Here is a 14,702-nt window from a genome sequence, read left to right on the forward strand (position 1 = left end):
CGTGATTACGCTCACAGAGCGGCTACCGGCCGTCACCCGTCCGGAGCCGGGCGACTGGTCCGTCCGGGCGCCGCGGGGGTGCTCCGCGCGCCCCCGTCCCCGCCTTCCCGCCCCGTCATGCCCTTGTCAGGGCTCGGGTATCGGCAGGGGCCGCTTCTCCAGCGCGGCCGCCATCACCTCGGGGAAGAGGTCGGGCGTACAGGCGAAGGCGGGTGCGCCGAGGGCCGCCAGGGCCGCCGCGTGGTCCCGGTCGTAGGCGGGCGCGCCCTCGTCGGAGAGTGCGAGCAGCGCCACGAACTCCACGCCGGACGCCTTCATGGCGGCGACGCGTTTGAGCATCTCGTTCCGGATCCCGCCCTCGTAAAGATCACTGATGAGGACCACGACGGTTTCCGTCGGCCGGGTGATGCGCGACTGGCAGTAGGCGAGGGCGCGGTTGATGTCGGTGCCGCCGCCGAGCCGGGTGCCGAAGAGCACGTCGACCGGGTCGGACAGCTGGTCGGTGAGGTCGACGACGGAGGTGTCGAAGACGACGAGGCGGGTGTCCAGGGAGCGTGTCGAGGCGAGGACGGCCCCGAAGACGGCGGCGTGGACGACGGAGGCGGCCATCGAGCCGGACTGGTCCACACAGAGGACGACCTCCTTCCGCACCGACCGCGCCGCGCGGCCGTAGCCGATCAGGCGCTCCGGCACGACCGTGCGGTGCTCGGGCAGATAGTTCTTGAGGTTCGCCCGGACGGTGCGGTTCCAGTCGATGTCGTGGTGGCGGGGCCGGGCGACGCGGGCCGAGCGGTCGAGCGCGCCGTTCAGCGTGGCGCGGGTGCGCTGCGCGAGGCGCTTCTCCAGGTCCTCGACGACCTTACGGACGACGGCGCGCGCGGTCTCCTTGGTGGACCCGGGCATGGCCCTGCTGAGCGAGAGGAGCGTGCCGACGAGGTGGACGTCCGCCTCGACCGCCTCCAGCGTCTCGGGCTCCAGGAGCAGCGCGGCCAGACCGAGCCGGTCGATGGCGTCGCGCTGCATCACCTGGACGACGGACGCCGGGAAGTACGTCCGGATGTCACCCAGCCAGCGGGCGACCCGGGGCGCGGACTCCCCAGGCCACCCTCGCGCCGGCCGGGGCCGGTGGGTGACCCGGTGTCGTAGAGGGCTTCCAGGGTCCGGTCCATGGCGAGGTCCGCCCCGCCGAGCGCGGAACCGGCGGCTCCGCGACCGCCCGCGTCCGCCTCGCCGCCGAGCACCAGCCGCCAGCGGCGGAGCCGCTCGGCGGCGGGGTCGGGCGTCTCGGCGGGAGGGGTGGCGGTGGTCGTTCCGTCGGTCGTGGGCGCTCCGCCAACCGTGGTCGTTCCGCCAACCGTGGTCGTTGCGCCGGCCGCCGCTGGTGTCGTCGCCCCGGTGGGCCTCATCGTCCCGTCCCCTCTATGGCCGCGCCGGTGGTGGCGAGCACGGCGGGCGGGGCGGCCCCCTCCTCCGCCTGGTCCGGCCCGGTCGTGCTGCCCGTCCTGTCCGTCCGGCCCACCCCGGCCGTCCTGGACGTCCCGTCCACCCCGGCCGTCCTGTCCTTCTCCTCCGCCCCGGCCATTTCGTACGTCCCGTCCACCCTGTCCGCCCTGTCCGCCCCGTCCGCCCTGTCCGCCCCGTCCAGCGCTGTGGCCAGGGCATGCCCGTCGCACCCACCGTCGCTTCGTGCGCTCCCGCCGCTTCCCTCGCGGCCGTCGCTTCCGTCCCCGCCCGGATCCGGTCCGGTGCCCAGCAGCGCGTGCAGCGTCGGCAGGACGGCCGCCGCCCGCTCCTCGTCGAGCCCGGGGCCGAAGCCGCGGGTGTCCTGCCCGCCGGGCAAGGGCGGACGGCTGCCCGGGCCGCCCGGACTCCCCCGGCGGACGAGCTCGCCGAGCGTGCGGCGCACCCCCGGCTCGTAGGCGGAGAAGGTGCGGCGCAGCAGCGGCAGGACGGCCGTGAAGGCGGCGGGCGGCACGCCGACGAGCCAGGCGTCGACGAGGGCGAGCAGGCTCTCGTCGTGGACGAGCAGCATGCCGCCCGCGCTTCCGTCGCCGAGGAAGCCCTCGATCCAGGCGGCGGCCCCGGCGGGCTCGGTGCCGGCCGAGAGGGCGCGGCCCATGAGGCGGGCGGCCCTGTCCTCGGTCAGCCGCCGGTCGTCGAGCAGCAGCCGCGCGGCCCTGCCCCGTATTTCTCCGGGCAGCCCCTCCCGTTCGGCGAGCACCCGGAGCACCCCGGCCCAGCGCTCCTGTCTGTCACGGTCGGCGCCGGTGCCGGTGCCGGTGCCGCCGGGGAGAACGGGGCCCGGGCCACCCTCGGGAACCCGCCCCGGTGCGGCTCCTTCCGTGCCGTGCGGCACCGGCGTACGCGCCCGGCCGGTCTCGGCCAGCAGGCCGACCGCCTGGTGCACGGCGTCCAGATGTCCCCGCATCTCGGCCGCCGCGTCCGTGTCGAGCCCCGCGCACGCGGCGGGGAGGCCGACGAAGACGCGCTCGGCGAGGCCCGCCGCGACCTCTCCGAGCGCCGTGGCGTCCGTACGGCGCACATCGCCGTACCGGACGGAGCGGACGAGTGCGGGAAGGGCCTTGGCCAGATGGGCGACGTCCGTGTCGAGCGCGGCGCGGTCGGCGAGGACGCGCATCACGGTGGGGAGGGCGTCGGGCAGCCCGGCGAGCAGGCAGCGCTCGGCGAGGGAGGTGAGGTCGGCGAGGGCCGGGGCAGCGACGGCCCGGGACTCCGCCTTCGCGGTCGCGGCGCCCTCCACCGTGGTGCCCCAGGCGGCGGCCTCGGCCACCCGCACGGACAGCTCCGGCTCCCAGCGGAGCCGCCAGGTCTCGCGGAAGGTGCCCAGGCCGCCGCGCGAGCGCACCGGTTCCCCCCAGTCGACGCCGAGGAGCCGCAGCCGGTGCAGCAGTCTGCTGCGGGCGGCGTCGGTGTCCTTACGGAGGTCGAGCTCGCAGTCCCGCTCCGCGGCCTCGGGCTTGAGGCGCAGGGTGCGCTGGAGCCGGGTGAGGTCGCGCTGGAGGGGGGTGGCGGGGGACTCGTCGGGGATCTCGCCCAGGGCGTCGCCGACGACGAGCCGCTCCCGCACGAGCGCGAGGGGGACGTCGGAGCCGTCGCACATCACGGCCCGGGCCGCGTCGGTGGTCTCGGTGAGCCCGGCGAGCGGCCGGCCCCGCAGGGCGGCGAGGGTGTCCGCGAGCCGTACGGCCTCGATGACGTGCGCGGAGGAGACCGGGAAGTCCTCCTCCCGCAGCAGGCGCGCGACCTCGGTGAGCCAGCGCTCGACGGGCCGGTCGGGGGCGTGGAAGAGATGGGCGTACCAGCCGGGCGAGTCGATGCCCGCGCCGTAGCCGCTGCGGCGGGCGAGGCGCCGGTGGGTCCAGGGCACCCAGCTGATCTCGGCCTTGACCTTGGGGAGTCCCTTCAGCGCCTGGCGGTCCTCGGCGACCGTGCGCTTCTCCGCGAGGGCCGGCACGTGCCAGGCGCCGCAGACGGCGGCGATGCCGTCGCCGAACTCCCTGCGCGCTTCCCGCAGCTTCAGCCGCATGTGCGCCTCGCGCAGGGCGTCCCGGATGCCGTGGCCGCCCTCATCACGGCCACCCCGGTTTCCTTCGCCGTACCCGGCCCGCAGTTCGGTCATGGCCTCGGCGAGGGCCTCGAAGGGGGCGAGCGCGTCGCCTCCGGCCGGGCCCCCGCCCCGGCGGTGCTCGACGGCGTCCTCCCACCACAGCTCGGGGTCGTCGTGACCGGCGGCGGCCGCGAGGGCGGCCAGTGGATCGGCTTCCGGCGCGGACCGCGCGCCGGACCCTTCCGGTCCCGGCTCCCGGTCGGGGTCCCGCAGGGCGAGGGTGTGCGTCACGGGCAGGTCGATGAACCGCACGGGCACGCCGTGGTCCAGGGCCCAGCGCAGGGCGGTCCACTCCGGGGAGAAGTCGGCGAACGGCCAGAACGCGGCGCGCCCGGGGTCCTCCGGCACATGGGCGAGCAGGGCCACCGGGGGCCGCATCCCCGGGTCGGCCGCGAGGTGGACGAGCGGGTCCGCCTCGGGCGGTCCCTCGATCAGCACGGCGCCCGGCCGGCGCTGATCGAGCGCGGCCCGGACGGCCCGCGCGGAGCCGGGGCCGTGGTGGCGCACCCCGAGCAGCGCCGGGGCGGCGGGCCCGGTCATGCGGAGACCTCTCGGCAGGCGCGGTAGAAGTCCTGCCAGCCCTCGCGCTCGCGGACGACGGCCTCCAGGTACTCCTGCCAGACGAGCCGGTCGGCGGCCGGGTCGCGGACGACGGCGCCCAGGATCCCGGCGGCCACGTCCCCGGCGCGCAGCACGCCGTCGCCGAAGTGCGCGGCCAGGGCGAGGCCGCCCGTGACGACGGAGATCGCCTCGGCGGTCGAGAGCGTGCCCGAGGGCGACTTGAGCTTGGTGCGGCCGTCGGTGGTGACGCCGTCGCGCAGCTCCCGGAAGACGGTGACGACGCGCCGGATCTCGTCGACGCCGTCGGGGACGGCGGGCAGGTCGAGGGAGCGGCCGAGCTGGCCGACGCGCCGGGAGACGATGTCGACCTCGGCCTCGGGCGTGGCGGGCAGCGGCAGCACGACGGTGTTGAAGCGGCGGCGCAGGGCGCTGGAGAGCTCGTTGACCCCGCGGTCCCGGTCGTTGGCCGTGGCGATCAGGTTGAACCCGCGCACGGCCTGCACCTCCTGCCCCAGCTCGGGGATGGGAAGCGTCTTCTCGGACAGCACGGTGATGAGGGTGTCCTGCACGTCGGCGGGCATGCGGGTGAGCTCCTCGACCCGGACCGTGGTGCCGCCGGCCATCGCGCGCATGACGGGGCTGGGCACGAGCGCCTCGCGGCTGGGGCCGTCGGCGAGCAACCGGGCGTAGTTCCAGCCGTAGCGGATCGCCTCCTCCGGGGTGCCGGCCGTGCCCTGGACGAGCAGGGTGGAGTCGCCGCTGACCGCGGCGGCGAGGTGCTCGGAGACCCAGGTCTTGGCGGTGCCGGGCACGCCGAGGAGGAGCAGCGCCCGGTCGGTGGCGAGCGTGGTGACGGCGACCTCGACGATGCGGCGCGGGCCCACGTACTTCGGTGTGATCACCGCGCCGTCGGGCAGCGTGCCGCCGAGCAGATACGTGGCGACCGCCCACGGCGACAGCTTCCAACGCGCGGGCCTGGGGCGGTCGTCGGCCGCGGCGAGGGCCCCGAGCTCCTCGGCGAAGGCGTCCTCCGCGTGCGGTCGCAGGGCTTCGGTGGCGATTCCGGGCACGGTCACAAGTCCCCCTCGTCGTGCGGTTCCGGGTACGTCGTCCACACTGCACCACCCCACTGACAATCGGCCCCGAGGAAGGGAAAGCGCAGGTCAGGGCGATTGTCAGTGGGGGCCCGTAGCTTTGACGGCATGAATCCGCAGGGGGAACGCAGGACGGCGGAGGCGGTGCCGGCGACGGCGCCTGACGCTCCATCAGGCATGGCGGGGGCGGAGCTCGCGGAGCCCGGACCGCGCCCGGGGACGGCATGTCCGGATGCGGGCGCGGGGGCGCCCGCCGGGGGCGCGCCCGGGGCGGGCGGGGAAGCGGCGCGGCGGCGCGCGGAGCGCCGCGCGGCCCGGATCGCGTCCGGTGCCTCGGAGTTGGAGCAGCGGCTCGCCGATCTGCTGCGCGGCGGCCTCGCGTCCGCGGAGGCGTCGGCGTACGACAGGTGGGACGAGACGGCGGCCCGCATGGTCGACGCCCAGGCGCCCGGCCTGGCCTCGCGGGTAAGGGAGTTGGCGTCGGTGGCGGGGTCCGGCGCGGGAGCGGACCGGGCTTCGCGGCTGCTGGAGGAGTGCGCCCTGCTGCACACCCTCAACCAGGGATATCTGCGGGTCGACGAGCTGCCGGAGGCGCTGGCCGCGACGGTCCGGGCGCGCGTCGGCATCACGGCGGACACGGCGACGCTGCTCGCGACCTCGGCGCCGGTCCGCGACGACTGGCTGGCCCTGGCCCAGCAGGACGCCGACGACGGCCGGCTGATCACCCGCCGCGTCTGGCTGCGCGGCCGGCGGACGGGCCGGATGGCGCTGCTCCTGTCGTACGGGCCCGTGGGGCGGCCGCCGGAGCTCTCCTTCCCGGCCGGTGTCTCGCTCGACGCCGAGCTCGCCTATCACCCCTCCGCGCGCCCCCTGCGGGCGGCGCTGGGCACGCGCCACTCGGCGCCCGTCCCGAGCCCCGGACCCCCTCCCGCCGGTGGCGTCGCGGCGGCCCTCGCCGCGTACGGGGAGGCGCTGCGGGACGACCCCTGGCTGGAGAGCTGGCCGGTCGTGCTCGGCCCGGTGATACCGGTGCGGATGCCGTCGGGTGACTGGCAGTTGGTGGACGAGGAGGGGGAGGCGGGGGTGCCGGTGGACGCGCGGCAGGGCGGCCGGGCAGCGGTGTGGCAGTTGGCGGCGGTGTCGGGGGGTGAGGCGGTGACGGTGTTCGGGGAGTGCGGGTTCCGGGGGGTGGTGCCGTTGGGGGTGTGGGGGGTGGGTGGGTCCGGGCCGGTGCCGCTCTGAGGTGGTGCGGGTGGGTGTTCGTCTGTGGGTGGTCGGCGCCTGCGGCGGGCTCTTCCCCGGCCCCGCCCCTTCCCGCTGTATCCGATGTGCGGCTCCGCCGCGTGGCGGGGGCAAGTCCCCGGGCCCCCTTTTCCGCGCTGACGCGCGGTGTCCTCACACGCCGGACGGGCTGGATTTCACGCAGGTCTCGCTTCGTCGAACGGCCCCTGGCAGGGCCCCTCACAGGAAAGGCAACCCCATGACCGTCACCTGGGACGACCTCCTCTCCGCCGCCCTGCTCGGCACCGGGCGGCGCACCCCGCCCATCCCTCCCCGGCCCGGCCAGGACGGCGCCGCCGCGCTCCTGGACGCCGCCGCCCTGCACACCGTGCGGCGGCGGGCCGGGCTACGGCCCGCCGTGGTGCGGGAGCGGCCCGGGGTCGCGCCGGAGGATCCTCGGCCGGAGCCGCCGCCCGCGGCGCGGCGGCGGCTGGCGCTGCTGCTCGCCGACCGGTCCGCGCCCGGCCAGGGGGGCGGGCGGCGCGGGGCCGCGCCCGATCTCACGGAGCTGCTGCCCCAGTGGCTGGCCGCCGCCGATCGGCACGGGTACCGCGCCCCGGCCCCGCTGCTGCCCGCGCTGCTCGAAGCGGGGCGGGCGCGCACCGACCTCCGGGCGGCGGCCCTCACCCTCGGCGGGCCGCGGGCCCGGTGGCTGGCCGGGCTGAACCCTCAGTGGAAGTACGCGCTGCGCGCGGGCCCCGACGGCTCACCGCCCGTTCGCCGCTCCGCCGGGGCACCGGCGGGCGGCGGGGACGCCGAGGCGGCACAGCGCCTTTGGGAGGAGGGCCTCTTCGCCGAGCGCGTCTCCGCCCTGGCCGCTCTACGGCGGCGGGACCCGGCGGCGGGCCGGGAACTGCTCGCGGGCACCTGGGCGGCCGAGCGGGCCGAGGACCGCCTGATGTTCCTCGACGGGCTGCGCCCGGAACTCTCCCCGGACGACGAGCCGTTCCTGGAGCGCGCCCTGTCCGACCGCAGCCGCAACGTCCGGGCCACGGCGGCCGAGCTGCTGACGGCGCTGCCCGGCTCCGCGCTCGCCGCGCGGATGGCCGAACGGGCGCGGAGCTGCGTCGCCCTGGAGCGTACGGACGGCGCCGTACGGATCGTCGTCGAGGCGCCGCACGAGTGCGACAAGGGGATGCAGCGCGACGGCGTCTCCCCCAAGCCGCCGAACGGGCGCGGCGAGCGGTCGTGGTGGCTGACGCAGGTCGTGGCGGCGACCCCGCCGGCCGTGTGGTGCGAGCGGTTCGGCGGTCTGGGCCCGGAGGAGGTCGTGGCGCTGCCCGTCGCGGACGGCTGGCAGCCGGATCTGCACGCGGCCTGGTGCCGGGCCGCCGTCCGGCAGCGGGACGCGGCCTGGTCCCGGGCCCTGCTCGGGCCCGCCACGGCGCCGCCCACGGCGGAGGGTTCGTCCTGGAAGGACCCGGCGAGACTGCTCTCCGCGCTGGAGCCCGGGGAGCGGGCGGAGTGGGTGGCGGACTTCGTCGCCGTGCACGGGCTCTCGGACGCGTTCCGGCTGCTGGGGGTGTGCGCGGTGCCCTGGGCGGAGCCGCTGGGCCGCGCGGTCGTCGACGCCCTCGACATCGCGCGGGACGCGGGCAGCTACCCCTGGAGCTTCAGCGGGGTGATGGGCCTCGCCGAGCGCTGCCTGGACCCCGCGCAGGCGGACCGCCTGGAGGTGCTCACGGCGCTTCCGGAGGACTCGCCGGAGCCGGCGGGGGCGCCGGGTGCGGCGGCGTACTGGTCGGAGGCGTTTCAGCGGCTGGTGGGGACGTTGCGGTTGCGGGCGACGATGTGGGCGGAGCTCGCGGGGTGACCGGTGCCGGGCCGCTGCGCGGGGCTTTGTCCCCTACCCGCCCTTTCCCGTAACCGGGGGCTCCGCCCCGGGCCCCCTTTTCCGCTGCTTCGCGCGGTGTCCTCAAGCGCCGGACGGGCTGATTTCAGCCCGTCCGGCGATTGAGGACATCCGGGAAGGGGCGGGTAGGGGAAAACCCAACGGCCGGAGCGGCCGCTACGCGTCCGTCGGCTGGCGGACGTTCGCGTTGACCCACTCCACGATGGACGCCGTCGTCGCCCCCGGAGTGAAGATCGCCGCCACGCCCTGCTCCTTGAGCGGGGCGATGTCCGCCTCGGGGATGATCCCGCCGCCGAAGACCTTGATGTCCGCCGCGTCCCGCTCCCGCAGCAGTTCGAGGACCTTGGCGAAGAGGGTGTTGTGCGCCCCGGAGAGGATGGACAGGCCGATCGCGTCGGCGTCCTCCTGGATCGCGGTGTCCACGATCTGCTCGGGGGTCTGGTGCAGGCCGGTGTAGATGACTTCCATGCCGGCGTCGCGCAGCGCGCGGGCGATCACCTTGGCGCCGCGGTCATGGCCGTCGAGCCCCGGCTTGGCCACCACCACGCGGATCGGACCGGTCACTCCCATCACTGCCTCCATGTACGACTGCCGGCAACCGGCCGCGAGGTTCTCCGGCCCAGGGGCCGGAGACGTGAACGAACGTTATCTCCAGCATCCCGCAACCCGCCGTTTCGCGGAGGAGAGCGAGGGGGAAATCACACGTGGGACAACACTTTCGCTACGCGCCGTCCTCGTACTGCCGCGTCCCACGGGCCGTGAGGCCCCCCGAGTCACCGGGGCGGCGGGCAGAAGGCGGTCGCGAGGGAGCCGCGGCGAGGTCGCCGCACCGCCGTGCCGGCAGCCGCACGGGGCGACGGTGCGGCCGGCGCCGCCGCGACTTCCCATGAATGCGCGCGGGGGGACGGAGCCGCCTTCTGTGTGCCGTTCGGGAGGTCGGTCGGCCATGGGGGCACTGCGCTTTCTCACTCTCCTCTCCGCACTGCTGCGCCCCTCCGCGGCGCGCACCCGGTCCACCGTGCTGGAGCTGGCGATCCTCACCGGCCACGTCCTGCTCTACCCCACGGGCCTCACGCAGGAGCGCCGCGCGCGACCGCCCCATGCGCTTCCCGCCACCCCGCCTCCCCCATCCGGCCCAACCGACACGCCCGAGCTCGCAGAGAAACCGACAAAAGACGTCGGTCACACGCCCGTTCTCCTCCTGCACGGCTTCATCGACAACCGTTCGGTTTTCGTCCTGCTGCGCCGTTCGCTGCGCCGGAACGGCTGGCGGCACGTCGAATCCCTCAACTACTCGCCGCTGACCTGCGACCTCAGGACTGCGGCCCAGTTGCTCGCCCGCCATGTGGAGGATCTCTGTACGCGCACCGGAAGTTCCGGCGTCGATGTGGTCGGGCACAGCCTCGGCGGCCTGATCGCCCGCTACTACATCCAGCGGCTCGGCGGCGACGCCCGGGTGCGGACGCTGGTCACGCTGGGCACCCCGCACGGCGGCACCCGCGTGGCACCGCTGATGTCCGCCCATCCGCTGGTGCGGCAGATGCGGCCGGGCTCCGAGGTGATCAGGGAACTGGCCGGTCCCGCCCCGAATTGCGCGACCCGTTTCATCAGTTTCTGGAGCGACTTGGACCAATTGATGGTGCCCGTGGAGACCGCCCGGATCGACCATCCGGATCTCCTCGCGCGCAATGTGCGGGTGACAGGCGTCGGCCATCTCGCGCTGCCCGTCCACTGGGCGGTGGCGGCGGGCATCCGGCAGGCCCTGACCGCGGAGGAACCGGCCGCCGGCGCCTCGGGCGCCGCTTCCGTCGCCTGACCTGCGACGCACCCGACCGGAAGCACCACCGGAGACACGGACCGGAACCACCGCCGGGACCGTGCCGGGACCCCGCCCGGCGAACCGGCCGGTCGGCTACCCAGGGTCCCGTTCGACTTTCGGACGGCCGGAAACCGAACAAACTTCGAACGTCAAATCGGTTTCCCGGGGTTCAGTCCACCGAAAGGCGGCCAAATGCCCGTGCCGCGCCCGCCCGAAACGTGACGAAGATTGTCGCCATCCCATACCGCCGGGTACAGTCGCCGCTAATTCTCCGGCTCCCGAGGCGAAAGAGAAGTGGTGGTGAACGACCGTCACCCGTCGGCGGGCTCCAGCCCGACCGGTCCCGCTCAGGATGTTTCCTACGGGCACTACGCGTCGTACGAGCAGCAGAGCGCACAGCCCGGCTATCCCGGGTACGACGGCTACGACACCGGCCAGTGGGCGTCGGGCCAGTGGGACACCACCAACCAGTGGGGCGTCACCGGCCAGACCCAGATCTGGGACTTCAGCGGCTACGACACTGGTCAGCACACCGGGCAGCACACCGGCCAGTGGGACACCTCGGGCGGCCACCCGGACACCTCCGCGATCCCGGCCCAGAACCAGGGCGGCCAGGACCAGGGCCAGTGGCAGAGCGGCTCCTGGGACACCGGTTCCTGGGACACCTCCGGCTCCACCGGCGCGTACGACACCTCGGGGCAGTGGGACACCAGTGGTGCCCACGCCCAGAGCTGGGACACCAGCGGGCACGGCGGGCACAGCGGGCAGTACCCGGCCTGGGACCAGAGCACGGGCACGGGCTGGGGCGACCTCAGCGCCCAGCAGACCCAGACCTGGGACACCAGCGCCTACGCCGCCATGGACGCCATGGACGAGCAGCGGCCCGAGGCGCAGCACACCCCGACCTTGATGGTCGACCTCTCCGGCGTCGACCTGGACCAGCCGGCCCCGGCCTCGCCCGGCGCGGCGGCCGTCGCCGCCGCCGAGACCCGCACCATGTCGGTGGTCGACCCCATGGACCTCCTGGAGCAGACCGCTCCGGAGGACGGGGCGGCCGGCGGGACCTGCCCGCCCGGCGCGGACGTCCCGGGCCCGGCCCGCAGCCGCCGCAAGGGCGCGCCCGCCCGCACGGGCTACCGGCCGCGCCGCAAGGCGCTGCTCACCGTGGCCGTTCCCTCGGTCGCCGTCATGGGCGTCGCCGGGATCGCCGCCGCGTCCGTCTCCGGCGGTGGTGACGACGCGAAGAAGCCGCAGGCCGCGTCCGTCCCGGACACCTCGGGCGTCCCGAAGCTCGCCAACAGCAAGCTGGACACCCAGCTCGCCAGCCTCAGCCACGGCGCCGACGACTTCGCCAGCCGCGCCAACCGCACCCAGGAGCGCATCGACCTCAAGGCGCGCCAGGAGGCGGAGAAGAAGCGGAAGGCCGAGGAGGCCGCCCGCAAGGAGGCCGAGCGCCCGAAGTTCTCCCTGCCCGTCGCCCAGCACGGGCTCAGCGCGTACTACGGGCAGGCGGGCGTCAACTGGATGTCGGTACACACCGGCATCGACTTCCCCGTCAGCTACGGCACGCCCGTGATGGCGGCCACCGACGGCACGGTCCGCACGCAGTACAACGTCGCCTACGGCAACATGGCGATAGTGACGTCGCCCGAGGGCGTCGAGACCTGGTACTGCCACCTGAGCAGCACCAAGCTCCGCTCCGGCCAGGTCAAGGCCGGGGACGTCATCGCCTATTCGGGCAACTCCGGCAACTCCACCGGCCCGCACCTGCACTTCGAGGTCCGGCCCGGCGGCTCGGCCGTCGACCCGCTGCCCTGGCTCCGGGGCAGGGGCTTCGACCCCACGTAAACCCACGCAGACCCACGCGGGCCCGCGTAAGCAACCGGCCCGAACCCCGGCCGTCATGGCCGGGGTTCGGGCCGCCGCATGCCTGCCTGCCCCTTAGAGCTTCTCCACCGGCGCGTACCGCAGCAGCAGCCGCTTCGGCTTCTCCTCGCCGAAGTCGACCGTCGCCTCGGCGTTGTCACCGCTGCCCTTGACCCCGACGACCGTGCCGAGACCGAACGAGTCGTGCGTGACGCGGTCGCCGACGGCCAGGGCCACCACCGGACGGTCCTTCGTGCGCCGGGTGGCGAAGCCGCTCGGGCCCGCCTTGCCGCCGCCGAAGCCCGTGGAGGTGCCGCCCGAGCGGGACGAGGAGAACGACGAGGAGACGGTGCCCATCGTCGCCGACGGCGTGGCGGGGCCGGTGCGCCGCCACTGCACGTACTTCTCGGGGATCTCCTCCAGGAACCGCGACGGAGGGTTGTACGAGGGCTGGCCCCAGGCGCTGCGCATGCTCGCCCGGGTCAGATAGAGCCGCTCGCGGGCGCGGGTGATGCCCACATAGGCGAGCCGCCGCTCCTCCTCCAGCTCCTTGGTCTGGCCGAGGGCGCGCATGTGCGGGAAGACGCCGTCCTCCATGCCCGTGAGGAAGACGACGGGGAACTCCAGGCCCTTCGCGGTGTGCAGGGTCATCAGCGTGATGACGCCGGTGCCCTCGGTGTCCTCGTCCGGGATCTGGTCGGAGTCGGCGACCAGCGCGACCTTCTCCAGGAAGTCCGCGAGCGTGCCCGGGCTCTCCTCCTCGCGCTCCTGCTCGAACTCCAGGGCCACCGCGGCGAGCTCCTGGAGGTTCTCGATGCGGGTCTCGTCCTGCGGGTCGGTGGAGGCCTGGAGCTCGGCGAGGTAGCCCGTGCGCTCCAGGACGGCCTCCAGGACCGTGGCCGGGCCGGCGCCCGACTCGACGATCGTGCGGAGCTCCTCCATGAGGACGTTGAAGCGCTTGACGGCGTTGGTCGAGCGGGCCGCCATGCCGTACGCCTCGTCGACGCGGCGCAGCGCCTGCGGGAAGCTGATCCGCTCCCGCTGCGACAGGGCGTCGATCATGGCCTCGGCGCGCTCGCCGATGCCGCGCTTGGGGACGTTGAGGATGCGCCGCAGGGGCACGGTGTCCTCGGGGTTGGCGAGGACGCGCAGGTAGGCCAGGACGTCGCGGACCTCCTTGCGCTCGTAGAAGCGCACGCCGCCGACGACCTTGTAGGGCAGGCCGACGCGGATGAAGATCTCTTCGAAGACACGCGACTGGGCGTTGGTGCGGTAGAAGACGGCGACGTCGCCCGCCTTGGCGTCGCCCGCGTCCGTCAGGCGGTCGATCTCGTCGGCGACGAACTGGGCCTCGTCGTGCTCGGTGTCCGCGACGTAGCCGGTGATGCCCGCGCCCTCGCCGGCCTCGGTCCACAGGTTCTTCGGGCGGCGGTTCTGGTTCCGCTCGATGACGGCGTTGGCGGCGCTGAGGATCGTCTGCGTGGAGCGGTAGTTCTGCTCCAGCAGGATCGTGGTGGCGTCCGGGTAGTCCTCCTCGAACTGGAGGATGTTCCGGATGGTGGCGCCGCGGAAGGCGTAGATCGACTGGTCGGCGTCGCCCACGACGCACAGCTCGGCGGGGTCGAGGTCCGGGACGCTGCCCGCCGTGCCGACCAGCTCGCGCACCAGGGTGTACTGCGCGTGGTTGGTGTCCTGGTACTCGTCGACCAGGACGTGGCGGAAGCGGCGGCGGTAGTGCTCGGCCACGTCCGGGAAGGCCTGGAGGAGGTGGACCGTGGTCATGATGATGTCGTCGAAGTCGAGGGCGTTGGCCTCGCGGAGCCTCGACTGGTACATCACGTACGCCTGGGCGAGCGTCTTCTCGAAGCCGTCGGCCGCCCGCGCCGCGAAGTCCTCCTCGTCGATCAGCTCGTTCTTCAGGTTGGAGATCTTGGCGCTGAAGGACTTCGGCGGGAACTTCTTGGGGTCGAGGTCCAGGTCGCGGCAGACGAGCGCCATGAGGCGCTTCGAGTCCGCCGCGTCGTAGATCGAGAAGGAGGAGGTGAAGCCCAGCTTCTTGCTCTCGCGGCGCAGGATCCGCACGCACGCGCTGTGGAACGTCATCACCCACATGGCGTTGGCGCGGGGGCCGACGAGCTCCTCGACGCGCTCCTTCATCTCGCCCGCGGCCTTGTTGGTGAACGTGATCGCGAGGATCTGGCCGGGGTGGACGTGGCGCGCGCCGAGCAGGTGGGCGATGCGGTGGGTGAGCACCCGGGTCTTGCCGGAGCCGGCGCCGGCGACGATCAGCAGCGGGGAGCCCGTGTGCACGACGGCGGCGCGCTGCTGGTCGTTCATCCCCTCCAGCAGGGCGGCCGGGTCCACGACGGGGCGGGCCGCGCCGTCGCGGTAATAGGCCTCCCGGGGCACGGGGGCGTCGAAGGCACCGCCGAAGAGGTCGTCCGGCACCCGCTCGGGGGCCGCGTCCTCCGGGGGAGGCGGGTGCTCCTCGTCCGCAGGGCCGAGGTCCGCCAGGAAGCTGTCGTCAAAGAGGCTGCTCATCGCCTCCCGAGTCTAGGCCGCCGCACTGACAGCCGGTCCCCGTTCCCCGAACGCCCTTCG

The 14,702-nt window shown here is 74.5% G+C and carries 8 protein-coding genes and 1 pseudogene; 4 read left to right on the forward strand and 5 right to left on the reverse strand.

Annotated elements, in window-relative coordinates; all coding sequences use genetic code 11:
* Nucleotides 1-126 precede the first annotated feature (126 nt).
* From SMD11_RS13250 to SMD11_RS13260, 3 genes and pseudogenes are all read right to left on the reverse strand, one after another.
* Nucleotides 127-1,406, reverse strand: a pseudogene (locus tag SMD11_RS13250) (VWA domain-containing protein).
* Complete coding sequence (locus SMD11_RS13255) at nucleotides 1,403-4,168, reverse strand: DUF5682 family protein (RefSeq protein ID WP_234366022.1); 2,766 nt, start codon at nucleotides 4,166-4,168, stop codon at nucleotides 1,403-1,405. Before SMD11_RS13255 ends, SMD11_RS13250 begins: the two are co-directional and overlap by 4 nt.
* Nucleotides 4,165-5,265: an ATP-binding protein gene (locus SMD11_RS13260; RefSeq protein WP_234366023.1), complete on the reverse strand. Its 1,101-nt coding sequence runs from the start codon at nucleotides 5,263-5,265 to the stop codon at nucleotides 4,165-4,167. Before SMD11_RS13260 ends, SMD11_RS13255 begins: the two co-directional genes overlap by 4 nt.
* A gap of 126 nt (nucleotides 5,266-5,391) precedes the next feature.
* Between SMD11_RS13260 and SMD11_RS13265 the strand changes: the two genes are divergently transcribed.
* Together SMD11_RS13265 and SMD11_RS13270 are read left to right on the forward strand one after the other, a co-directional pair.
* The gene (locus SMD11_RS13265; protein ID WP_087930480.1) at nucleotides 5,392-6,525 is read left to right on the forward strand and encodes a hypothetical protein; all 1,134 of its coding nucleotides are present in this window, start codon (nucleotides 5,392-5,394) and stop codon (nucleotides 6,523-6,525) included.
* Nucleotides 6,526-6,763: 238 nt separating this feature from the next.
* Nucleotides 6,764-8,377: a DUF5691 domain-containing protein gene (locus SMD11_RS13270; RefSeq protein WP_087926660.1), complete on the forward strand. Its 1,614-nt coding sequence runs from the start codon at nucleotides 6,764-6,766 to the stop codon at nucleotides 8,375-8,377.
* A 195-nt stretch (nucleotides 8,378-8,572) separates the two neighbouring features.
* Here the strand turns inward: SMD11_RS13270 and SMD11_RS13275 are convergent, their stop codons facing one another.
* Nucleotides 8,573-8,986, reverse strand: coding sequence for a cobalamin B12-binding domain-containing protein (locus SMD11_RS13275; protein WP_087926661.1), 414 nt, complete (start codon nucleotides 8,984-8,986; stop codon nucleotides 8,573-8,575).
* Nucleotides 8,987-9,362: 376 nt separating this feature from the next.
* Here SMD11_RS13275 and SMD11_RS13280 point away from each other — a divergent pair, with 376 nt between their 5' ends.
* Nucleotides 9,363-10,232, forward strand: a complete 870-nt coding sequence (locus tag SMD11_RS13280; protein ID WP_087926662.1) for an esterase/lipase family protein — start codon at nucleotides 9,363-9,365, stop codon at nucleotides 10,230-10,232.
* A gap of 303 nt (nucleotides 10,233-10,535) precedes the next feature.
* Entirely contained in the window at nucleotides 10,536-12,083 is a 1,548-nt protein-coding gene (locus tag SMD11_RS13285; RefSeq protein ID WP_087930481.1) for a M23 family metallopeptidase, read from the forward strand.
* A gap of 93 nt (nucleotides 12,084-12,176) precedes the next feature.
* On the opposite strand, the gene pcrA is transcribed toward SMD11_RS13285, so the two are convergent.
* Nucleotides 12,177-14,642, reverse strand: a complete 2,466-nt coding sequence (gene pcrA / locus SMD11_RS13290) for a DNA helicase PcrA (RefSeq protein ID WP_087926663.1) — start codon at nucleotides 14,640-14,642, stop codon at nucleotides 12,177-12,179.
* Between the last annotated feature and the right edge of the window lie 60 nt (nucleotides 14,643-14,702).

The sequence above is a fragment of the Streptomyces albireticuli genome, assembly GCF_002192455.1.
Lineage (GTDB): Bacteria > Actinomycetota > Actinomycetes > Streptomycetales > Streptomycetaceae > Streptomyces > Streptomyces albireticuli_B.